The 23,121-nt window shown below is 41.2% G+C and carries 11 protein-coding genes; 6 read left to right on the forward strand and 5 right to left on the reverse strand.

What is annotated here, in order from left to right; all coding sequences use genetic code 11:
- The 5 genes from B9A58_RS07900 to B9A58_RS07920 form a co-directional block, all read right to left on the reverse strand.
- Positions 1 to 5,588 (reverse strand): beta strand repeat-containing protein (locus B9A58_RS07900; RefSeq protein ID WP_139793802.1); only part of this gene is annotated, 5,588 nt, incomplete at its 3' end.
- A 203-nt stretch (positions 5,589 to 5,791) separates the two neighbouring features.
- Positions 5,792 to 8,239 (reverse strand): GAF domain-containing hybrid sensor histidine kinase/response regulator, encoded by a 2,448-nt coding sequence (locus B9A58_RS07905; RefSeq protein WP_084372091.1) that lies wholly within the window; start codon positions 8,237 to 8,239, stop codon positions 5,792 to 5,794.
- A gap of 103 nt (positions 8,240 to 8,342) precedes the next feature.
- Positions 8,343 to 9,044: a LytR/AlgR family response regulator transcription factor gene (locus B9A58_RS07910; protein WP_084372093.1), complete on the reverse strand. Its 702-nt coding sequence runs from the start codon at positions 9,042 to 9,044 to the stop codon at positions 8,343 to 8,345.
- A 184-nt stretch (positions 9,045 to 9,228) separates the two neighbouring features.
- Positions 9,229 to 10,596: a hypothetical protein gene (locus tag B9A58_RS07915; RefSeq protein WP_084372095.1), complete on the reverse strand. Its 1,368-nt coding sequence runs from the start codon at positions 10,594 to 10,596 to the stop codon at positions 9,229 to 9,231.
- Positions 10,597 to 10,723: 127 nt separating this feature from the next.
- A complete protein-coding gene (locus tag B9A58_RS07920; RefSeq protein ID WP_084372097.1) occupies positions 10,724 to 13,942 on the reverse strand; it encodes a PAS domain S-box protein in 3,219 nt (1,072 codons plus the stop codon).
- Positions 13,943 to 14,321: 379 nt separating this feature from the next.
- Between B9A58_RS07920 and B9A58_RS07925 the strand changes: the two genes are divergently transcribed.
- The 6 genes from B9A58_RS07925 to B9A58_RS07950 all read left to right on the forward strand — a co-directional run bounded on the left by B9A58_RS07925 (position 14,322) and on the right by B9A58_RS07950 (position 23,112).
- The gene (locus B9A58_RS07925; RefSeq protein WP_084372099.1) at positions 14,322 to 15,857 is read left to right on the forward strand and encodes a T9SS type A sorting domain-containing protein; all 1,536 of its coding nucleotides are present in this window, start codon (positions 14,322 to 14,324) and stop codon (positions 15,855 to 15,857) included.
- Between the two features lie 79 nt (positions 15,858 to 15,936).
- Positions 15,937 to 16,962 (forward strand): quinone-dependent dihydroorotate dehydrogenase, encoded by a 1,026-nt coding sequence (locus B9A58_RS07930; protein WP_084372101.1) that lies wholly within the window; start codon positions 15,937 to 15,939, stop codon positions 16,960 to 16,962.
- Between the two features lie 75 nt (positions 16,963 to 17,037).
- A complete protein-coding gene (locus B9A58_RS07935; protein ID WP_084372103.1) occupies positions 17,038 to 19,548 on the forward strand; it encodes an FtsK/SpoIIIE family DNA translocase in 2,511 nt (836 codons plus the stop codon).
- 82 nt (positions 19,549 to 19,630) lie between these two features.
- Positions 19,631 to 20,269 (forward strand): outer membrane lipoprotein periplasmic chaperone LolA1, encoded by a 639-nt coding sequence (locus tag B9A58_RS07940; protein WP_084372105.1) that lies wholly within the window; start codon positions 19,631 to 19,633, stop codon positions 20,267 to 20,269.
- A gap of 83 nt (positions 20,270 to 20,352) precedes the next feature.
- Entirely contained in the window at positions 20,353 to 21,105 is a 753-nt protein-coding gene (locus B9A58_RS07945; RefSeq protein ID WP_084372107.1) for an NRDE family protein, read from the forward strand.
- Positions 21,106 to 21,261: 156 nt separating this feature from the next.
- Positions 21,262 to 23,112, forward strand: a complete 1,851-nt coding sequence (locus B9A58_RS07950; RefSeq protein ID WP_176214720.1) for an outer membrane protein assembly factor BamB family protein — start codon at positions 21,262 to 21,264, stop codon at positions 23,110 to 23,112.
- The last annotated feature ends 9 nt before the right edge of the window (positions 23,113 to 23,121 follow it).

Raw genomic sequence — 23,121 nt, forward strand, 5'->3', positions numbered from 1 at the left:
GGGTTGCCGGCTACGTCTGATACATTCGCAGTGATGTCGTTGTCGCCTTCGGTCAAGGCTTGTACATCTGCTGCTGGGATGTCCAGTGTCCAGGCATTACCTACAACTACTGCCGTATAATCAATTCCGTTAAGCGTAATGGTGATTACCTGTCCGTCTTCCACATCTGTAGTTGTACCACTTACTGTCAGATCCACGTCGTCTTCAAGCGCATTAATGATATCATCTTCAGCTATAATAGCTATCACAATTTCTGGTGCGCTCACATCATAAACTGTCGTCACTGTCGTGGCGGCCGTGTTGTTGTTGCCCGCCGCGTCTTGGGCCTCGTTCGCCCCGACATCTACGCTGATGTCGCCTGCCCCACTTGGCGTGATTTCTACCGTGTAAGTGCCGTCACCATTGTCGGTGAAGTCTGTGGCACTGCCGTTGCCTACGACTACATCTCCCAATACAAAACCGGTCACGATTTCCCCGAAGTCGACCGTCACATCATAAGGGGCCGTGCTGTTGACCGCGGATGGCTCGCCACTGATTGTCGTGCTTGGTGCCACAAAATCTTCTGTTATTACTTGTTGTGCGGTGGTCGAACACCAATTGTCCGGATCTGATATAGTGACTGTATATGTACCTCCTGAACTAACGGTAGCTGTTGCTGTTGCCGCCCCAGAGTCTATAGTACCATCAGCAGTAGTCCATGCATATGTCAAATTAATGGTTCCCGAATTGTCAGTTGCACTAGCCGTTAGATCTGCGGTAGTGACTGTAGTTGACAATACTGTTGAAGTTGGTGTGATGCTCGCTCCGTTTGGGGCAGATACATCTTCACTGATTACTTGACTAGTACTGGTAGTACAGCTATTGTCTGGGTCAGTAATGGTTACCGTATAAGTACCCGCTGCACTAATCGTGGCAGTAGCTGTGGCAGCTCCTGAATCGATTGTACCGTCAGCCGTCGTCCAGGCATAAATCAAATTGCTCGTCCCTGCATTGTCCGTTGCACTCGCAGTCAAGGTCGCTGTCGTAACAGTACAGTTCAAGGTCGTCGCACTAGGTGAGATGCTCGCTCCACTAGGTGCACTAGAATTTGCTAGATTAATTGGCCCTGCTATGATATTGGATTGACAATTCGTAGTGGGATTGGTAATACTTAAACTTGTATAAGCACCATTATTCAGTCCGGCTATTGAAATTCCCGACGCAGTTGCTGTTAAAGACTGGGTGGACTGTGGTGTACCATTAAATGAAAAATCAACATCATAGGTTCCAGAGGTAACACCTGTTAATACAATCGTTCCATTTGGAGCAGCGCAATTGGTAGGTTGTGTATGCGTTCCCTCTGCTATGGTTGCTTTAACAGGATCAGTTAATACAATATCCACATCCTCAACAGAAGTATTACTACTTACTGTAATGGTAATGTCATTATATGTTCCTGCTGAGAGATTGCTAACGGTTGCATTTCCTGACCCGTCTACTACTACTCCGCTAAAACTAGCAGTACCTACTCCATCGTGATAATCTAACGAATAAGTACCTGCTGCTACGTTATTAAATGTCAAAGCAATCGACCCATCAATACCTCCACAAGTGGATGGGTTTGAAGGTGTACTCCCCGTAATGGATGGTGTAAGTACGACAGGGTCTGTAAGAACAACATCTATGTCCGCAATCGAAGTACAGTTATTATAAATAATTGTAATATCGTCATAAGAACCTTCAGCTAATCCAGTGATTGTTGCTAACCCTGAAGCTATTGACACACCAGTGAAAGTTTGCACACTAGGCACCTCATTTTGATAATTCAAGGTATATGAGCCATCAGGAACACCTGTAACAACCAGTTCAATTTGACCGTCAGTTCCTCCGGCAGTTGTTGGACCTGAAGAAGATACTAGTGAAATTGTTGGTTTTGTAGGATCTGTCAACACCACATCTGGAAATTCGGCGCTCACGCAACCGGCATAAGTAAGACTTAGGTTAGTATAAGTACCAGCTACTGTAGATATTGTAGCAGTATTGGATGCAATTGCCACATTAGTAAATTGCCCTCCGTCATAATCGATATTATAATTGCCATCTACAGCTACTCCTGTAAATGTCAAATTAATGCTTCCATTACCGCCACATGTGGTTGGATTTACTCGACTTGCAGCAATGGTATGCGTAGCTGGGTCATTGAGTACCACATCCGGGTTTTCGTCTGTGGTACACCCAGTGGTTATATCTGTTATATTGAGATCGACATAACTACCTGCCGGAGCAGAAACTGACGCGGCGTTCGAAGCTACAGCCACTGATGCAAAGCTTCCACCATTGTAATTAATCGTATAAGTTCCATCAGTTATGTCTGTAAATGAGAAATTGATCGTTCCATTTCCTCCACAAGAGCTAGGGCTAGCGCTTCCTGTAATTGCAATGGTTGGGTTCGGAACTGCTAGCGTAAATGGGCCAATAGAGTTCGACTTACAAAGCGTACCTGTATTGGTAATACTGATACTTGAGTATACACCTGCCGATAATCCGGTAAAACCAGCAATAGCCCCTGTACCATCACTACTAACAGCTGCAGATCCTGGTACTCCATCTAAAACATAGTTGAGTGTATAATTGGTACTGAATTCGGTACTTGTAAAGGTGATACTTCCGTCAGAACCGCCACAGGTAGAGGGTTCCATTTCAACTCCCACTGCAAGCGTAGCAGCACCAGCGTTGACCAGACTTACAGGTCCAACAATGACGTTATCACAAATCAACGTAACTGCGGTTCCGCTAATTGTAATATTTGAGTAATCTCCTGGCGCTAGTCCTGTCATGGCATAATCTCCACTTCCATTTGCCGTGATAATGGCAGAAGGCACTGCCTCTCCATCTAGAGAATAATCGAGTGTATAATTTTCAGAAGCAGTCAGGCCAGAGAGGGTTATTACTCCATCAGGCGAAGGGCAATTTGTCGGTTGGGTTGTGATTACATGCGTAAGATTAATTTCTTCTGGAGACACATTGATTGTTCCAACGATTTCCTGGCAAACGGTTCCAATACGTGAAGCCACTAATTTAATGGAAGTGACAGAAGCGTCAATAGCATAAGAAGTCAAAGCGAGGGTATTGCCATCTCCAAGTGAAGCTGGACCTATACCATTATCATCTTGATCTTGCAATTCATAAACAATCAAATTTTCCGTATAACTCACCGAAAAATCTATGGTTTCGCCTGCACATATAGTCGTAGCTGAAGTAGCTACAAATTCCATTGCAACATCGGGTGCCTGACAATCAATAAGAACCGCATTCGAATGATTGCTTTCACAGAGACCTCCACTTTCATTGGTCACTGTTGTCGTAGCAGACCCTCCAGCGAATAGCTTATTAAATGGGGTCGATAAGCCCGTAATGGTCCATGGATCTAAAGAGTTAAGACTTGGCGGAACATTATAAATAGCTCCTTCAATCTCTACATCGTCGATATACAGTTGAATCACTAAATTATCTGTTCCACTAACCAGAGTTGTCCCACTCACTTCGTCATCACCTTCCGCAATTGGAGAATCAAGTGTTAGTTTATTCGTTGGGTCTGGAGTTTTTGTATTAACAAATACTTCAGTAGCAAAATCACTTATTAAATCTCCAGATGCCTGAGCAGTGGCGGTGATATATGAAGTTGCAGGAATATTACTAGTAGATACCGTCCAAGCTCCGTTTGAGGCAATAGTTGTAGTGCTTCCAACGGAAGTCTCTGCGCCTCCACTAATTACTCTTGAATAGACTGTAATCGTTGATCCGTCGGGTTCGGATGAAAAGCCACTCACAGACGTAATATTCGTTCCTCCATCTACACAATATTCTCCATCTATATCTAAGGTTGGTGTTGCAGACTGTACTGGAGCTGCAGTCACCGCAACACCACTTGATTCGGATGGACATAAAGAGGTCTCGGTTGCGTATACCGAAACTACCTGACCAACTGTGAGTGTGGGCAAAGGAAGGGCAGAAAATGTTGTTCCTGCTGTAGAGTAGGTAGTTCCAGTCCCAACCCCATCGATGTATAATTCGACCGTTGCTGCTAAGGCTTTTGTACCATTGATTTCCGTTGCTGTCGTTAATATTTCCGTTTCTGTAATAGTAGGTGTAGCGGTCGTACCTGTACCTTGGCACACATAGGCACGGCTTGATGCACATCCGCTTCCTTGAACAATGATGTAATAGACGCCAGTTGGAACGGCAGACCCCTGATTTGCATCTACGGCTCCTGTGAAGTTTCCTGTACCATCTGTAACAACTGTTATAGGATTTTCAGCAGGTGCCCATTTCGCTCCTGCAATCAAATTTCCAGTGCCCTCATCGTATAAAGACACTGTGTATGAAGTGTTTGCAGCATCAGTGATGGAAAAATTAACTCCACTCGAATTACCAGTAATAGACAACGTATGAGCTGCATTAGCGCAGACTGCCCCCGCAATAGTTGAATTACACGACGAATAAGAAGTTGATTTTTCTTTAGTTGCAGTTGCAGCGGCTGCAGTAGCACCTACTTTAGCAGTCGCAGTAAATTCCTCAGAAGCAACTACTGCTGAGATACCCGACACTGTCCATGCTCCTCCAGAAGCCAAGGTGGTGCCTATTGGATCGCCATCTCTAAAAAGTTCTATGGTGGCGCCATCTACTTCGGTGGTAGTCCCTGAAACAGAAGTAGCATCTACAGCAATTGGCCCAGTAATAGTGGGGCACTCCGCTCTAGGGTTTATCGCTTCCCCATTACTCAGGTCGTCACCTGAGGTAGGTGGAAAAACATCAATCAAATCCTGAAACAAATTATCAGTAACTCCCAAGTCATCATCGACACCTCCCAAATCCGCCATTTTGAATCCTGTTGATTCTTTGGGTGCAATGGTGGTGCCTCCCACCATTCTAACGGGTGTGGAGCTACTAAAGGGTAGATCCGCATAAGGCACATAAAAATCGTAAAAATAATCTGTTCCACAAATGGTAGAACCTGCTATGGATTTTTGAGCGAAATCTTCATAAGGGCGATCTACAGTTCCATCACCAATTTCGGTACTTGTAAGTGTATTGTTGTCAATGTCATAGATACTCACACCGAAATTCGTTCGTAAAGTTATTTCGTACTCAAAACCAGGATTCCCTGATACATAATCAAGATCAGATCCTGAACCAAACAATTGGTCGGTATCAACGAGAATGGTATAACCTTTAGAATTTTCTGCTGTACCACCTAAACGAAAACGAAACATAAGATTTGTTCCATCAGAATAGGTATAGATGGTTTCATCTTCATCGGAGCGAACCAAATCCACGAACCCACAGCTCGGGCCTGCTGAATTGTCGCTGGACGGTTCTCCCGTGCCAACTACAGGTAATGGAACAAAAGGGATTTCGGATGAGGTCTCATCATCAGCGCCAAATCCTTGATCTGTCTCTGAGGTATAACCATCGAGGTTAGGATCTAAAACCGACTGCCCTCCATCGGCTGGTTTGTAAATCAGTCCGGGAGTTTGGGCAGTGGAATTCAAACTAAGGCCTAAAATAAGGATTACGGTAATGAGTATTATACTTCGTTTCTCGTTCATAACAGGTTAAACTGAGGTTAATATCTAATAGCCCCGAATTTAGACCGCCTGAATCATGTATGAATAGAGACTCGGTGAAAGTGAATAAATACTCGGTGAGTTCAGTACGAAGGCTAGGCTAGAAAAAATAAAAGGTTGTCCTATAATTTAATCAATTCGAGACTTAAAAGAGTGCTTTCTTTCCCAATAATTGAAGTTATGTTCTATTCCGAAATAGACATGATGTGGCGCAAGGCGGCTGTGATCTCCTCACATGCCTTTTTGATTTTTTCTATCAACTGACCCTTTTTATTACCTTTTTCAAGTAAAATGCGTGGAACTTCATTCATTAATTGGGGCAAGCTGGAAATGCCCAAAACTTCATTGCTGGTTTTAATGGAGTCGCAGGTTTGTTTGATCAATTTCTCATCGGCGTTATCCATAGCCTCCAAGAAGTCGGAGAGGAAATTTTGATAGATTTCTAAATAGTGCTCTGCCAACTCTTTAACAAAATCCTGATCATTGTCGGCCAACTTGAGTAGCTTGAGTCCAATGGGATGATCAGTAGAAACTGCATGTTTCTTCATGACCTTGCCTCGATATTTCAATATTTTTTTGTAGAGCTCTTCAGGATCAAAGGGCTTGGTGATATAGTCAGTCATCCCCAATTCCTTTACTTTTTTCCGTACATGGAGCAAGGCAGAAGCAGTCAGTGCAACTATGGGTAAATTTTGCGCATAGACAGAGTTTAGTTTTCTAATGGCTTTTGTGGCCTGATAACCGTCCATTTCTGGCATTTGAAGATCCATTAATATCAAGTCATATAGTTCAGTTTTTGATCGTTCTAGTGCCAATCTGCCATTTTCAACAAATTCCATTTTGATCCCCCACTTTACCAAAAATTTCTCCAATACAATCTGATTGGCTCTGTTGTCTTCTGCCACAAGAATATGAATTTTTAAATCAGCCAAATTGTCAAACTCCGGCTGAACGAATTTCTCATTTGATTCAGGGCTTTTCTGATTTCCTATAGGCAATATCAAATCAAAAGAAAAAATAGAGCCAAAACCTAATGCACTATCTAGCTCGATCTGGCTATCCATCAGCTGCAATAGTTTTTTTGAAATGGCCAGCCCCAGACCTGTACCACCAAATTTGCGTGTGGTATCATCACTTGCTTGTTCGAAATTTTCAAATATAATAGACTGATTAGCCTTCTCTATTCCAATACCCGAATCATGGACTTCAAAATGAACTTGGACTTCCTCTCCTCTCTTTTCAAGCTGAGTTACACTTAGTTTAATAAAACCCTCATCCGTGAATTTTATAGCATTGCTGAGCAGATTGTTAATGATCTGAGTGATACGTACTGAATCTCCAATAAATCTTTGGGGCAGGGTCTCGTCATACATGAAGGTCATTTCCAAGCCTTTTTTACCAATCTCAGGCGCCAATGATTGCTTCAGGGCAGTCAAGATTTCCTTTAGGTTAAATTCCGCTTTTTCTAGCTCTACCTTGCCCGATTCTATTTTATTGTAATCCAAAATATCATTGATCAAACAAAGTAGATTCTCCCCTGAGAACTTAAGAAGATTCAAATGTTCTAAATGCTCCTTTTTGAGTTCTTCCATGAGAAGCAAATTGGTTACTCCAAGAATGGCATTGAGCGGCGTTCTAATCTCATGACTCATGGTGGACAAAAAATTCTCCTTGGCTTTTGCAGATTCAATGGCCTCCTGCTTGGCCTTCTCAGCAAGCTGCATGGCTTCCTGAATGGCCTCATCATATTTTCTTCTTTCCGAAATATTTCTAGCCACTCCAAATGTTCGCACGCCCACGTCATCCTGAAATTCTATCTCTACGGTTTGCCCCACCCAACATGGGCCATTGGCTCCTTTCATTTTAAATTCCAGGTATGATGATCGGGTATGATTTTTAAGGATATCAATATAATGTTTCGACACTCTCTCCGCATCACCTGAGTCTACAAGATCAGAAAAATGCATTTCGAGTAATTGTTTTTCAGAAAATCCAGATTCCCTGACCAGGGCCGGATTTACGTAGATAAAGTACCCTTCCGTGTTTAACTCGTAAACCATATCTCCTATTCGCTCGATCCTGTCACGAAACGTTTTTTCTGCATGAATCTGCTCCTTTTTGCTTTCCTCCAGATGTAGATTGGTTTTTCTCAGTTCTAGTAAAGCAGTAACTTGACGTGAAAGTGCCCATAAGGCTTCTCGCTGTGCATCACTAAGCGTCTTAGGCTCATGATCTATCACGCATAAGGTTCCCAATGAATACCCATTAGAAGAAACCAATGGTGCTCCGGCATAGAACCGGACATGTGGGTCTCCTGTAGCTAAAGGATTGTCGTAAAACCGCTCATCCTCATAGGCGTCAGGTACTTCTAAAATGTCTTCGGGTGTGTGAATGGCATGTGCACAATAGGCCAAATCTCTGGGAGTCTCTGAGGCGTTCAATCCATGTCGAGACTTGAACCACTGGCGGTCTTTGTCTATCAGGCTGACCAACGAAATTGGTGTCTCGCAGATAAAAGCAGCAATTTTGGTGATATCATCAAAACGCTGCTCAAGCGCTGTGTCAAGAATTTCATAGGACTTTAACTCGGCAAGTCTTTCCTTTTCGTTGCTAGGTATTTCAGGTTTTTTCATGCGGAACTAAAATTAAACTAATTTTTCTCTTTTCCGCCAACTAGAAATTTACTCTCCCCATCTTTTGCTAATGAAAAGATGGGTCTCTTTAAAATATCAATCCTTATAGCAGTTCAATTCTTGACAGCAATTCGGGCTTGTATTTCGCGCTTACAGGTACTATGGCATCCCCAATCAACAGACTGTTTTGATCTATATTATCTATTTTATTAATCTGAACCAGATAGGAACGATGCACTCTCAAGAAGAGCTCTTTTGGCAATTTTTTCTCTATGCTACTGAGTTTGTGATACACCACATGGGTTTTTTTCTCGGTATGAACCTTGATGTAATCTCCATAACCTTCCACATACAATATGGTCTCATACATCACCTTGGTCAGTAAAAAATCAACTTTCATGAAAACAGCATCATTGCCGGCAGTCTTTTGCTCTTTAAGCGCAATGTTTTCTTTAGCCTTGGTTACTGCCTTGACAAAACGTGGGTAACTTTCTATGGGCTTGACCAAGTAGTCCGTCACATCAAAATTGAAGGCCTCCACTGCATATTTTTCCTGAGAGGTAATAAGAATAATTTCAGGCTTTTTGCTCAAAGATTTGATAATATCCAAACCACTGGCTTCAGGCATCTGAATATCAAGAAACACAATATCCGGCTCCAATTCGATAATGGCGTTGGTGCCCTCCAGGGCATTCTGATACGAACCCAACAACTCTAAAAAGCCCGTTTGTTCTATTAATGAAGTAATGATTTTAAGCGCGATGAACTCGTCATCTATGGCAACACATGTTAATTTTTTCGACATTCTTTCTTAGGTTAGCAGCTGCTGATTGATACGAAAAGGCTATCAAGATTCAACCTTTTCATCAACATAAAAGTTACAATAAAAGCTTGAAATATCTTCGTTTTTGCTTGAGTAATTATTTTACATCTCCAACTCAACCTGCTAGATGAAACATGAAACAACAATAAGGAAATCATAAATGAATTCAGGTATAAATTCCCTTCAATTCTTCAAGTTTTGCACTGGCTTCACGAATAAAGCTGACCAAATGAGTCTGTAGATAGGTGCTATTTTTTTCAAGAGCTGCTTCTTCTATGCCAAAAATCTGATCAATGAACTGTTTTTGTTCAAGATTTTCAAAATTCGGCTTTACCTTATGTGCAGTCCTAGCCAAGGAATCGAAATCTCTCGCTTCATACTGAAGACTCATTTTTTCTAGTTCGAACGGGACCACATCAAGCACTCCTTCTACAATATCCCTGACCATATCCTCATCTTGATTGGTGATCTGATACAAATAAGGAAATGCTTTCTTGGTGATGGCTTGGGTTTTTACATTCGAGACCCTATCGACCGCCTTCATTTCTAGCATTTTTATTTCTTCAATATTGCACAACATGGCCATGGCACCCTTTTCTTCTATCAACTCATAAGAACCGTCGATTTCTGAATATTTTCCAATGATTCTTTTAATAGCGTCCCTCAATAAATTGGATTTGAAAACAATTCGAATACACCTTGTGGCTTGATCATAGGTGAATTTGATTTTCACATGCCCATCAGGTTTGCTTTCATTGATGATACTTAGTAGCCTAACGATACCTGTGTACACCTTGTGTTTATTGCCGATCACAATTGATGACTCAAACTCTTTCTCAAACAGCAGGTGAGCCTCTGACTCATTCAGAAAGGTATCCTGCACTGCCGCTATAATTTGGTCTATCTTGAAGGGCGTATTTGTCTCCTTCAATTCTGTGGATGCCATCTGACTGATGGCGTGTTCGAGGTAGCCCGTAATGATGCCACAGCTTTGCTGATATCTTTTTTTAAGCTCAGGTTCCAGCTGATCAGTAATTGACTTAGAGATATATTTCAATCCCGCAATAGGTGCTTTTATCTCATGATACAGTTTAGATCCAATCGCATGATTAACCCTTAATTCTTGTTCTAACTCAATGACTTGTTGCCTCAGAGATTCCAATTCTCCAACCACCCCCTTCTCTGCCAAATCTCTCTCTATCACCTCCTTGTACAGCTGCGTGTGATCCTGAATGAGCCAATGAATAAATTCATTTTCTCCTTTTTTTACCTTCTCTATTCGATAGTCGCAAATCATCTGAGATTTAAAAAATCGATCAGAGACACAAAAGAAATTGAGTACCTCTCCTGGTTCGAGATCAAGGATTTGTGTCTTGTTGCTACTCAAGAATTGACTTTTCTTAAAAATAGACCCTTCGAATTTTGCCAAGTTTTCTAACGTGTGGCAAGACTTCAGGTATATGCCATTGGCATTGAGTATAACCAACTGGGCAGATTTGCCCAAAATATCTCGTTTATAAAATTCGTCATTCATGCTTCAATTCTCTTTTTGCCGCTACAATCATTTAGAGCAATCTAGATATTACTATAGCCTCAAAAATTTATTCTCGGTCAAAATGGAGTCTTTGATGCTGACTGGCAGCAATCACTCGGTGAAATTTTTATTGGGCATTGTACCTTTTTACTTCCTCCAGGCTTTGAATCACCTCTTTACTAACTGTTTCTACTTTGCTGAACACTTTTTCCTTCCCTTTTGATGTAGCCAAAAAAGCATCTATCGCCTTCAATACCTCTTCCAAATCATCTACACCTAATGCCTCATTACTGACCTTGATCTGACCACATGCACTTCGGACTGCCTCATGATCATCTCCCTTCAGCGCCTCTGCAAATGCGGATAAAAACGACTGGTAGTTTTCAGTATAATGAGCGATCAACTCATCCATAAACACAGTATCTCCACCAGTATACTCCTGCAGTTTGAGGAAGATTTTATTCTTAGACACATCAGGTTTTGGTTTGCTGTCAACCACGCTATGGTACTTCAATATTTTTCGATATAACTCCTCGGGATTGAAAGGTTTGGTGATATAATCAGTCATTCCCAATTCTTTCACCTTCTTCCTGACGTCCAATAGGGCTGAAGCCGTTAATGCTATGATGGGTATATGGGCTGCATATTCGGTCTTATTTTTCCTTATCTCGATGGTCGCCTGATAGCCATCCATTTCCGGCATTTGAAGATCCATAAGAATCATGTCAAATTGTTCCGTCTTTGATCTGGAAACAGCCTGAAGCCCATTCTCTACAAATTCCACTTGGACACCCCACTTCTCTAGAAACTTCTCCAATACGATCTGATTGGCTCTGTTGTCTTCGGCCACCAGTATATTGATGTTTCGATCACTTAGACTTTCGAAGGTATTGGTGTCTGCTTGTCTATGATCATTCTTTGACCTTACTGCTCCTAGCGGTAAAGAAATATCAAATGAAAACACAGATCCTTTGCCAAGTTCGCTTGTCAAATGGATATCGCTTCCCATGTATTCCAAAAGTTTTTTGGTAATGGCTAACCCCAGTCCCGTCCCTCCAAACTTCCTAGTTGTATCTCCACTAGCCTGTGAAAAATTCTCAAAAATCATGGCTTGATTTTCAGGGTCTATGCCAATACCTGTATCGGATATTTCAAAATGAATTCGGGCCGCTTCATGGTCGATTTCGGCAGCTGAAACAGTGACTGAAATTCTTCCTTTTTCAGTAAACTTTATCGCATTTCCCATCAAATTATTGACAATCTGAGAAACTCTCACAGAATCTCCAATGAACACTTCCGGCAGTTTCTTGTCGTAGTTTAATTCCAGACTTAAATCCTTCTCATCCACTTTTAGAAGCATGGATTTCTGAATATGTTCAAGCAAGGTTTTCAGGTTGAAATCGATTTGTTCGAACTCAATCTTTCCAGCGTCTATTTTGTTGTAGTCTAATATGTCGTTGATTAAGGTAAGCAGGTTTTCTCCTGAGAATTTGAGTAATCTCAAATGCTCCAAATGCTCTTCTTTCATATCTTCCATCAAAAGCAAATTGGCTACGCCCAAAATGGCATTGAGCGGAGTACGTATCTCATGACTCATAGTCGACAGAAAATTCTCTTTTGCTTTGGCAGAGGCCAAAGCTTCTTGCTTGGCCACCTCTGCTAATTGCGTGGTTTCATGCAAAGCCTGCTTATAATTTTTATCAGCTGTAATATCCCAATTGGTTCCCACCATACGGATGGGCTCGCCATGGGTGTCGCGCTCTACAAGAGCTTGCGCACGAATGTGATGTACAGATTTGTCTGGCCAGACGACTCTAAACTCAGTATCAAACTTCTTTTCTCCTGAGATGGCCTGGGCTACCTCAAGATCACCACGTGCTATATCATCTGGGTGAACACCATTTCGCCAAGCGTCATAAACTCCTCCAAAGGTTTCCTTGGTGATGCCATACAATTCATACATGATATCGTCCCATACCAACTGATTCTGCTGAAGATCATATTCCCAAATACCAATTTTGGCTGCCTGAGTAGCTAGTTTCAAACGGTCAGATACGCTTTTAAGGGCTATTTCAGCTTCCTTTCTTTGCGTAATGTTTTCAATTTGTGAAACAAAATGAAGCGGACGATCAGTCGCATCCCTTACCAGAGACACGCTCAACAGGGCCCAAACCAAATCGCCATTTTTATGGAAATACCTTTTTTCCATTTGATAGCCATCAATTTGCCCTGCGATCAACTGCTGCACCTGTACAACGTCTCTTTCCAAGTCTTCCGGGTGTGTTATATCTTGAAAGGTCATTTTGATAAGTTCCTCCCTGGGATAGCCTATGATTTCACTTAACTTCTTGTTGGTACTCAGCCATTTACCAGAGGTTGAGACCAGAGCCATCCCAATGGCAGAATATTCGAAAGCGCTCCTAAACTGCTCCTGTGTTTGTCTCAGGCTATCCTGAATTTTATCTCTCCTGTTCAAAACCAGGATTAAAAACCAGGTGGTTATGAGCAACCCAACAATAATGCACGCGATAAGGATAGATATGCCCAGCTCAGTGCTCATTGTCGTATTGGCCTCCATCAGGATTCTGAGGTAACCAAATAGCACAGGAATTATGATGATTAGTGGGATCAAAATTTTAGCTACTCTTCCTCCCGAATATGGGCTATTGATCACTTTCATAAAGCCACTTTTGGAGTTAACTAACAACTGGCCTACGGCTATTAAGACAAATCCAACGGCCGTATAAAACGACATGGGAAGGAAAGCCAGAATGCCTTGAAACTCACCAATGCGATACAGATAGCCAATGACAGAAAAAAAGCCTACGACAAACACAGAAACCAACAAGATATTGGCAATTTGGATATGTTTCTCGCGATCTCTTATGGACAAAACCATAGCAGCAGCAAACAGCAGGAAACCCAGTGCAGTGTTAGGAGCCATGCTGTTAAGCTTGCCTTTTTCAAGATCAGCCTGTAGCTGTTCAGCGCAAATCACCTGGTCTATTTGAAACGCTGACTGGGTCATCAGGTTGGCCATTTTTACTGAACCTATGGCAATCAGCAACACAACTACCAGTTTCACTATCCAATGTGGGAGTGAAAACCCAGATTTTTTCACGAGGCAGATGATTCCTAGTCCTGATAAAATAAAACAAATCGCTGTCAGTGGATTAACTGCTGCAAGACCTGAGGTGGGTCTCTTAAGTACTTCTACATTAAAGACCCACCCTATAAGAGTCAAAAAGCCTACAAATACAGTGAAATAAGCAATTAACAAAGGTAATCTGGGGTGAGACCGTCGCTCGCCAATAGCCTCTTGAAAATCATTTTTAGGTAAGGTCATGAAATATTATAATAACGTTTAGTCATAAATATAATATGAAAAAGAACAGTCTACTTGGTTCACCACTCATAATTCTTTGGCAAGATCAAAGTTAAAATGTGTGTGTTTCACACCTATGTGATTGTCCTCAGCACAAAAGGAGTCGAGATAGGTCGAACCATCAACAACATTCTACTTACCAAAATTTTTCATGCATTTAAAACCGTGATTATCTAAAACAAATTATAAAAAAATTCAGCCAAGAAAGTATTTGAACGATTGATGATAGATATGATTTATGATATTTTAAATATAAAGTATTCATTTTATTCGTTATTTTTATACTAACAATCATACCCAAAATTTGATCTTTACTTAATAACTACCTTAATAATCCACCATGCGTTCTTTTATAAGAAAAACTGCGTTTCTTCTTTTGGTCATCATTCCATGTATGGTCAATGCCCAAAGCATCTACGTGGACAGCACTCGACCTGATGACTCCGGAGATGGGTTGACTCCAGGCACCGCGAAAAAAACAGTAGCAGCTGGACTTGCCACTGTTACAGCATTAAACAATCTATTTATCGCAGCAGACAATTACTTTGAAAATGTAATCATAGATAAGGCCATCAACATTTCTGGTACTGGTGGCACTCCGAATATAGGCCAGGTTACTTTAAGTGCGGATATCGGAATATCGAATGTAACAGCAAGTATTGTCAACTTGAATACAAGTGGTGTACTCCAGGATGCCGTGGATATCTCGCCGTCAGACGGATATATTTCTGTAAGTACAGGCACCTACAACGAATCTGTTACTTTCGATAAAGACTTGAGTTTTACTTCAGATAGTAATCCAATAACTATTACCAATATTGAGATAGATAATGGTGCCACACTCACTACAGATGCTAATATGACTATCACAGGAAACGTCACCTTAACCAATGGAATTATCGATGCTCAAGGTGCCTTTTATTTAAGCTCATCAGCCACTAATATTATTGAAACTGCTACTTCCTATGTTCAGGGAACGGTAGTCGCAGAGGCAGGAGCTATTGGAACAGGCACTTTCAGTTTACTAGGAGCGTCCAACGCTGGTGGAAATGACCTCGGCAATGTCACTGTTACAAGAACAACAGGTGTAAATGGAATCGTCACTGGAGCGATTACTTTGGACGAGTCCATTGCTTGTACCTGGACTATTACCTCGGATAATGCGCCAACTTCACAAGTATTGACATTTAACTGGTTCTCAATTTGGGACAATGGTATTACCACTCAAGCCATTTTTAATAACAATGGTGGCGACTGGAATCTTTTACTCGATCCTCTAGAAAGCGTGACAGACCCAAGAGTCATAGCGACGTTGAATGTCACTACTTTTGGGAATTTTACAATTGCAAACAATGGAGCCAACCTTCCGGTAGAACTTACCTATCTCACTGCTTCAAAACAATTGAACCATGTATTATTAGAATGGCAAACTGCTTCTGAAATCAATCATGATTATTTTGAAATTCAGAGAAGTGCAGATGGGAAAAACTTTGATGGCTTAGATCGAATCAGTTCTCATCACAATTCAACAACAATTAATAACTACACCTGGAAAGATTTTGACCCAATTGTCGGCCAATCCTACTATAGATTGAAAATGGTGGATTATGACGGTTATACAGAATTCTCTCCTGTCGTATCGTCTACCTCTTCTAACTCTTCTTTGGTTTTGCACCCAAATCCTACTTCAGATTTTTTAAATATCCAATCAGACATTGAAGTCGATCATGTAGCCTTGTACAATGCCAGTGGCAAAGAAATCAACCTGACTGTAGCGAAACGGCAGATTGATGTTTCTTCGCTAATGCCAGGCATCTACATGCTAAAAATGATTTCAAATGACGAGGTTATTCAATCACGATTTGTCAAGGAGTAAAAAGCAACTACTTTTTTAGGGTTGCTGGTTGTCAGCCATGCGTCAATCATTGTACATTTGCGGCAGATAAAAACTGACTATGTACAAATCGCTGATACGCCCATTTCTATTTCTCTTCCAACCTGAAAATGCCCACCACCTGACCTTCTTTATGATGAAGGTTATCAACGTTCTCCCGCTTGGAAGAGCCATTTTTTCATTGGCATACAGCCAAAAAAACAAAGGACAAGAAACAGAACTCTTTGGCTTGAAATTTCCCAACAAAGTGGGATTAGCAGCTGGATTGGACAAAAATGCGGAAGCCATAGATATGTTTGCTGCCATGGGTTTTGGTTTTGTCGAAATTGGCACGGTCACCCCAAAACCACAATCTGGAAATCCAAAGCCAAGACTTTTCAGGCTCAAAGATGATCAAGCTTTGATCAACCGCATGGGTTTTAACAATGATGGCGTTGTGGTCATTAAAAAAAGATTAGAAAAGAGAAAGTCCAATATCCTTGTGGGTGGCAACATTGGTAAAAACAAAGTAACGCCAAACAATGAGGCCGTAAATGACTACATCATCTGTTTCAATGAATTGTTTGACGTAGTAGATTATTTTGTGGTGAATGTCAGTTCACCAAATACACCAGGTTTACGAGAACTTCAAGAGAAAAAACCACTTTCAAATATCCTCAATACCTTAATGGCGGAAAACAAAAAAAGGCCAGTGACTAAGCCCATTCTCTTAAAAATCGCTCCAGATCTTTCCGAAGAACAGTTGGTTGATATCATTGATATTGTGAATGAAACTCAGATAGCTGGTGTAATTGCAACAAACACAACCATTGACCGTGCTGGATTGAAAACTTCTGAGGCTAAAGTAGAAACCATAGGTGCAGGCGGGCTAAGTGGTAAACCTGTCCAATCCAAATCTACTGAAGTCATCAAGTTTCTTCATGATAAATCCAAGGGCTCATTCCCAATTATAGGTGTGGGTGGAATAAATTCTGGTGAATCGGCGTTGGAAAAAGTAGAAGCTGGAGCAAGTCTGGTTCAGGTCTACAGTGGATTCATCTATGAAGGCCCAAAATTGATTGCGAGAATCAATAAAACCCTCGCCTAAACGCATACTAAATGATCGATTCTTGGGTTCACATTTGTGCCCATTTTGATTAATTTACATTCCAAATACTCATCAATGGCCAAGAATACTTTTAAGAGCAAAACCAAAGAAAAAAGACAGTTTAGATTACCCTCCATCTCAATCGGATTTTTGAACGATAGACGTTTTCACCTGTCCCTAGGTTTTTTGACGCTTATTTCCAGCTTATTCTTACTCACTGCTTTTATCTCCTATCTATTTACTGGCAAGGCTGACCAAAGCCTGATGGGAAATATTGTAGAAACTGGACTGAAAGCTTCAGGTCTGGAGGCCGAAAATTGGTTGGGTCTTTTTGGAGCCTACACGGCACACTATTTTATCTACCAGTTTTTTGGCATCGCCTCATTTTTAATTCCGCCCTTTCTGTTTCTGATTGGTTATAAAATTGTCTTTGATAGAGAAATTTTACCAATTTCAAAATCTTTTTGGTTTACCATTTTCTTTCTTCTCTGGATTAGTGTTTTCATAGGTTACTTTATGATCAACTCAGAGCAAATCAATATCTGGGGTTTCTTAGGAGGTGGTACAGGATTCGAATTAGCCATTTTGCTTGACAGCCTCATGGGATGGGGTACCTTGTTATTTCTGCTATTTGCCTTAGCTGTATTTACAGTTTACTTCTTCAATATCACCAAATTGGTAGGCCTTAGCGGAATACCCTCATTAGACAGCAGATTAGACCATCTGGCTGAAGATGAAGACAAATATGATTCTGAGGAAGATGAGGGCAAGCCAGACGACTCGGACACTATTGCTGCTGTGGTATCTGCCATCAAAGAGGAAGTAGAAAAAGAAGAGGCAGAAGCCGAATCTAATCAATCAGATCAAAGTGATGAATGGAAAGTAGAGGTAAAAAAGCCAGCAGTTAAGCAGGTAGAAAAGCCAGAATTGGTTTTAGATGTGGATGAACCTACGGCAAAAAAAGAACCCGTTTCTCAAAATGAGCCTGCGGTTCCTATAATAGAAAAAGAAGATGATCTAGCGCTAGAGGTAGAGAAGCCAGAAGCCAAAGAAAAGGTTACAGACAAACTTGAAAACTATGATCCCACCCTGGATCTGGCCAAATACGTCTACCCTACCCCAGACTTACTGACTGAGTATCCCGAAAAAAATGTTCAGGTATCCAAAGAAGAGCTTGAGCAAAACAAGGACAACATAGTAGAGACCTTGATCAATTTCAAAATTGGTATTTCGAGTATCAAAGCTACTATTGGTCCCACTGTGACCCTTTATGAAATTGTACCTGAGGCTGGAGTTAAAATCTCGAAGATTAAAAACCTTGAAGATGATATTGCCTTGAGTTTAGCAGCACTAGGGATTAGAATCATTGCACCCATACCAGGCAAGGGAACTATTGGTATAGAGGTGCCTAATAAGAATCGTGAGATGGTAGACGTAAAATCTATCTTGACTACTGACAAATTCATGAAGAGCAGCGCAGAACTGCCTGTGGTCTTGGGTAAAACCATCTCCAATGAAGTATATGTGACTGACTTGGCTAAAATGCCACACCTGCTCATGGCTGGTGCCACAGGTCAGGGTAAATCTGTAGGCCTCAACATTCTTCTGACCTCACTGATCTACAAAAAGCACCCTTCACAGTTGAAGTTTGTTTTAGTCGATCCCAAAAAAGTGGAGCTGACACTTTTCAATAAAATAGAAAAGCACTTCTTAGCCATGCTGCCAGGCACTGAGGAAGCTATTATTACAGATACAAAAAAGGTCATCTATACTTTGAATTCGCTTTGTATCGAAATGGACAATCGATATGATCTATTAAAAAATGCAGGGTGTAGAAACTTAAAAGAATACAACAAAAAATTTGTTGAAAGAAAGCTTAACCCAAACAAGGGACATAAGTTCTTACCATATATCGTGCTGGTAATAGACGAATTGGCTGATTTGATGATGACGGCTGGCAAAGAAGTAGAAACTCCCATAGCGCGTCTGGCACAATTAGCCAGAGCGATTGGTATTCACTTGGTAGTTGCCACCCAACGCCCCTCAGTAAACGTAATTACAGGTGTGATCAAAGCCAACTTCCCAGCACGACTATCATTTAGAGTGACCTCTAAAATCGACTCCAGAACGATTTTGGATGCAGGAGGAGCCGAACAATTGGTGGGTATGGGAGACATGCTTTTGTCTCTTGGATCTGATATCATACGCCTGCAATGTGGGTTTGTGGATACACCTGAAGTAGATCGGATTTGCGAATTTGTGGGAGATCAACAAGGGTATGAGTCAGCCTATATGCTGCCAGAATATGTAGGAGATGAAGGCGATAGCACGATAGGTGAGGTTGACCTTAAAGATCGTGATGTACTTTTTGAAGATGCCGCTCGTCTGATCGTCATGCACCAGCAAGGTAGTACTTCGTTGGTACAACGAAAACTCAAACTAGGCTACAACAGAGCAGGGAGATTGATAGATCAGCTCGAAGCTGCAGGTATTGTAGGAGCCTTTGAAGGCAGTAAGGCGCGAGAAGTATTGGTGACTGATGAGCACTCGCTCGAACAACTGCTCAATGAACTTAACGGTCTTTAAGAATTTTAATTAACTTTTATATTTGGCATGAAATGTGCAATTTGTGCATCATTTTCAACCCCATTTTAAAACCATACACAATATGAAGTCGATCCAATTCCTATTTATACTCAGTATCGCCGTGCTGACCCAGGCTATAGCCCAAAAAGACCCGGCAGCCAAAGAGGTACTCGACGCCATGAGTGCGAAGTATCAAAAAATCCCAGCCTTCAAGGCTGAATTTTCTTATACCATGGAAGATGATAGTGACGATATTGATGAGGGGTTCAAAGGCACTATATTAGTAAGAGGTGACAAATACAAGTTGGTTATGGATGAGCAGGAAGTCACGTTCGACGGCTCTGATATCTATACCTATCTCAAGGAGGAGAACGAAATCACCATTTCAGGTTATGACCCTGAAGAAGAAGAAATTTCGCTTTCCAACATTTTTAATATCTACAAAATTGGATATAAATATGTGTATACTGAATCTAGAAACAATGGAACCATTGACGTAGTTGATTTGGTGCCAGAAGATCGAGATAAGGAATATTTTAAGATCAGAATGGAAATAATGACTAGCGACAAGTCATTGAAAAGTTTCAAAGTATTTGATAAATCTGGCAGCAGGTACCTATACAAAGTGTTGAGTTTCAAAGAAGATACAAGTATTACTGATAAGACATTTGTGTACGACAAGACAAAATACCCAGGAGCTGAAGTCATTGATTTCAGATAGTCCCAAAAACTAACAATATTTAAGGCTCTGACCCGTACCATATTCACGGCCAGAGCTTTTTTTATGTTTAAACGAAAAAAACTATGTGCCTCATTCTATTTGCTTGGAAAAAACACGCTCACTTTGATCTGATTCTAGCAGCCAATAGAGATGAGTTTTATAAGAGACCAACTCTGAAGGCGCATGTCTGGACGGCTCACCCCGAGCTGATTGCAGGCAAAGACCTGACTGCTGGTGGTACCTGGATGGGGATCACAAAATCTGGCAAGTTTGCCGCCTTAACCAATTACAGAGACCCAGCAAATATTGACGAAAATGCACCATCAAGAGGAGATTTAACTAAAAAATATCTCACAAAGGACATCTCTCCACAAGCTTATCTAGAGGAAATTAAATCAGTTAAAATCCCTTATAATGGATTTAATCTGTTGGTAGGAGATAATGACTCCCTGTGGTATTATAGTAATCTGAATCACAAGATTGTTTCCCTTTCACCTGGCTTGTACGGGCTAAGTAATGCCTTACTCAATGATCCTTGGCCCAAGGTGGTAACTGGGAAACAAAAGCTGAACCAGATCGTACGTCAGGGTCAAATCACACCCAAGGAATTAATAACACTGGTACAAGACCAATCAATTGCACCAGATCAAGAATTACCTAGTACTGGCATCCCTTTGGATTGGGAACGCGCACTTTCCGCCATGTTCATTAGTACTGAAAATTATGGCACCCGCTGTTCTACTGCCCTGCTCAAAAAAGGAAAACATATCACTTTTACAGAAAAGACCCACACGCATCTTGGACAAAAAGAAGAACTGGTAGAATTTATCCTTTAAATCTACTCCAAAGGGCAACCAATATACCTAGCAATACGGATTGAACTCAGCTTCATACCATTCTAATTTTAATGAAAAAACAATCTAAAAATTGGAATCATTATGAAAATGTACAGTCTAAAATATGGAATTTTAGTTGTCTGCCTTCTCTGCGTTATGGGAAGTCTAAAAGCGCAGGATGCGCTATGGCAACTTGACTTTGACAAAGAAATCGCGTGGAACAAAATCACGGATTCAGGCATCTTACTTGTGGGTACCAGCGACATGGGACTTCACGGCATTGACTCACGGGATGGGAACAAACTATGGAGTAACGACATTATGAAAGGTGCCAGATCAGTAAAAGGTGCTGATGGCAAAAAACAAGACCCTTCTGCTCTTTTCGAGCAATTTATTTATGTGATTGAGGACGAAGAGTATCCAGAGATGGGGGATTTCATTGAAATTAAATACACAGACAATGCAGCATATAAGAATTACGCCATTGTCAATATCCAGAATGGAGAAGAAGTGATTAGCCCAAGAAAAGCTGAAATGCCAATCACTAAATTCTTCGGGAAAGAAATGCCAACATTCAACTACAGTGGTACAGGATATATTCCTGAATTGAGAATGGTGATCATTTCAGCTTCATGGCAAGATTACATGCAAAAAGGTGCTCCTTGGATGCAGATCACAAAAATGGTCGAGTTACCAAGTGCCAAGGTGATTTGGGAAAGCGATCAAGTCTCCAGTGAAAACTTTCCATTTGTAGTTGGTACTGACATTATCATGCCTGGCAAAACAAAAATTGCACGCATGGACTCAAAAACTGGTAAAATCAAATGGGAGTACAATACTTCATTAAAAAATCAGACCTTCGAAAAATTCGACTTAAGCTTAGATCTAACTACTGGGTATTTCTTTGAAAAAAAGAAAAACAGCGGTACGCTATCAGCTGTAGATATGGCCTCTGGTAAAAAATTCTGGGAACAAGAATTGAAATTAAAAGATGTGCCATCACTTACCGCCATGAGTTATGGGGTAGTAACCAAGGACGAAAGCAATCTTCGTTTATATGATTTGAAATCTGGTACCGAAAAGTGGAAAGTCAAAAAAGTAGACGGAACCGTCATCGATCTTGGCGACTATGGTATTGCCATTACTCAGAAAGAAAAAAGACTGGTATTGCTTGATCCAGCCACTGGAGATGCCAAATGGGATGAAAAAATCTCTGGAATAAATATTGATCGCATTGTTGGTAACGGAATCATGTACTCTGACGCAAAAGGCAGATTGGGAGTTATCCAATACGACGGCGAAAAAATTTGGGACAAAAAGGGAATGCTTGATGTGCCCAGCATTAGGTATCAGGTCGAACTCGGCCGAGAGTTGATGTATATAGATGGGGATCTGTATGATGTTGATCTCTTTTCTGGAGATTATAAGGTATTAGTTGGGAAATTAGATAAACAATTTGAAGGTGACGAATCACCAGAAAGTATTGAGCTAGTCGATGGCGGCTACTTGGTAAGCTCCAGTCAAAACCTTTTCATGTTCGAAACAGATGGTTCGTTACGATGGAAGAAATACTGGGAAGCACCAGGCATGAGCATGGCGGCCAAAATAGCCTTAAGAGTAGGACAAGTTGCCATGGTTGCTATGGCTGCCAGCTCGGCTGCAGCTTCTTCACAGTATCGCACGGCCTATGGGGGAGAAACCTATTATTCCAAAATGTATGCACAACAAGCAGAAGACCTTGCCAAAGGAGCTAGCATGTTAGGAGATGAAGCCAAGAAACTCTTCACTGCATCCAAATCCAAGGGTAATATTAAAATGATTCTTTCGCGAGTAGGTGCTGGTGGACAGGCCAAGAGTTCTGGACTTGTAAAAGTTGATAAGGCAACAGGTGAAGAACTCGGAACACTTCAATTAGGTGATAAAGAGCCCATTTATGACTTCGATCCTATTTCTGGACAGGTGTTCTTCAAGGCTGACAAAAAGCAAATCATCAGCTACTCTCTATAATATCAATCC

Source organism: Reichenbachiella faecimaris (assembly GCF_900176375.1).
Lineage (GTDB): Bacteria > Bacteroidota > Bacteroidia > Cytophagales > Cyclobacteriaceae > Reichenbachiella > Reichenbachiella faecimaris.

Bases quoted from the DNA above. Each gene is read 5' to 3' on its own strand.
- B9A58_RS07905 (WP_084372091.1), bottom strand. From the start codon at position 8,239: ATGAAAAAACCTGAAATACCTAGCAACGAAAAGGAAAGACTTGCCGAG.
- B9A58_RS07910 (WP_084372093.1), bottom strand. From the start codon at position 9,044: ATGTCGAAAAAATTAACATGTGTTGCCATAGATGACGAGTTCATCGCG.
- B9A58_RS07915 (WP_084372095.1), bottom strand. From the start codon at position 10,596: ATGAATGACGAATTTTATAAACGAGATATTTTGGGCAAATCTGCCCAG.
- B9A58_RS07920 (WP_084372097.1), bottom strand. From the start codon at position 13,942: ATGACCTTACCTAAAAATGATTTTCAAGAGGCTATTGGCGAGCGACGG.
- B9A58_RS07925 (WP_084372099.1), top strand. From the start codon at position 14,322: ATGCGTTCTTTTATAAGAAAAACTGCGTTTCTTCTTTTGGTCATCATT.
- B9A58_RS07930 (WP_084372101.1), top strand. From the start codon at position 15,937: ATGTACAAATCGCTGATACGCCCATTTCTATTTCTCTTCCAACCTGAA.
- B9A58_RS07935 (WP_084372103.1), top strand. From the start codon at position 17,038: ATGGCCAAGAATACTTTTAAGAGCAAAACCAAAGAAAAAAGACAGTTT.
- B9A58_RS07940 (WP_084372105.1), top strand. From the start codon at position 19,631: ATGAAGTCGATCCAATTCCTATTTATACTCAGTATCGCCGTGCTGACC.
- B9A58_RS07945 (WP_084372107.1), top strand. From the start codon at position 20,353: ATGTGCCTCATTCTATTTGCTTGGAAAAAACACGCTCACTTTGATCTG.
- B9A58_RS07950 (WP_176214720.1), top strand. From the start codon at position 21,262: ATGGGAAGTCTAAAAGCGCAGGATGCGCTATGGCAACTTGACTTTGAC.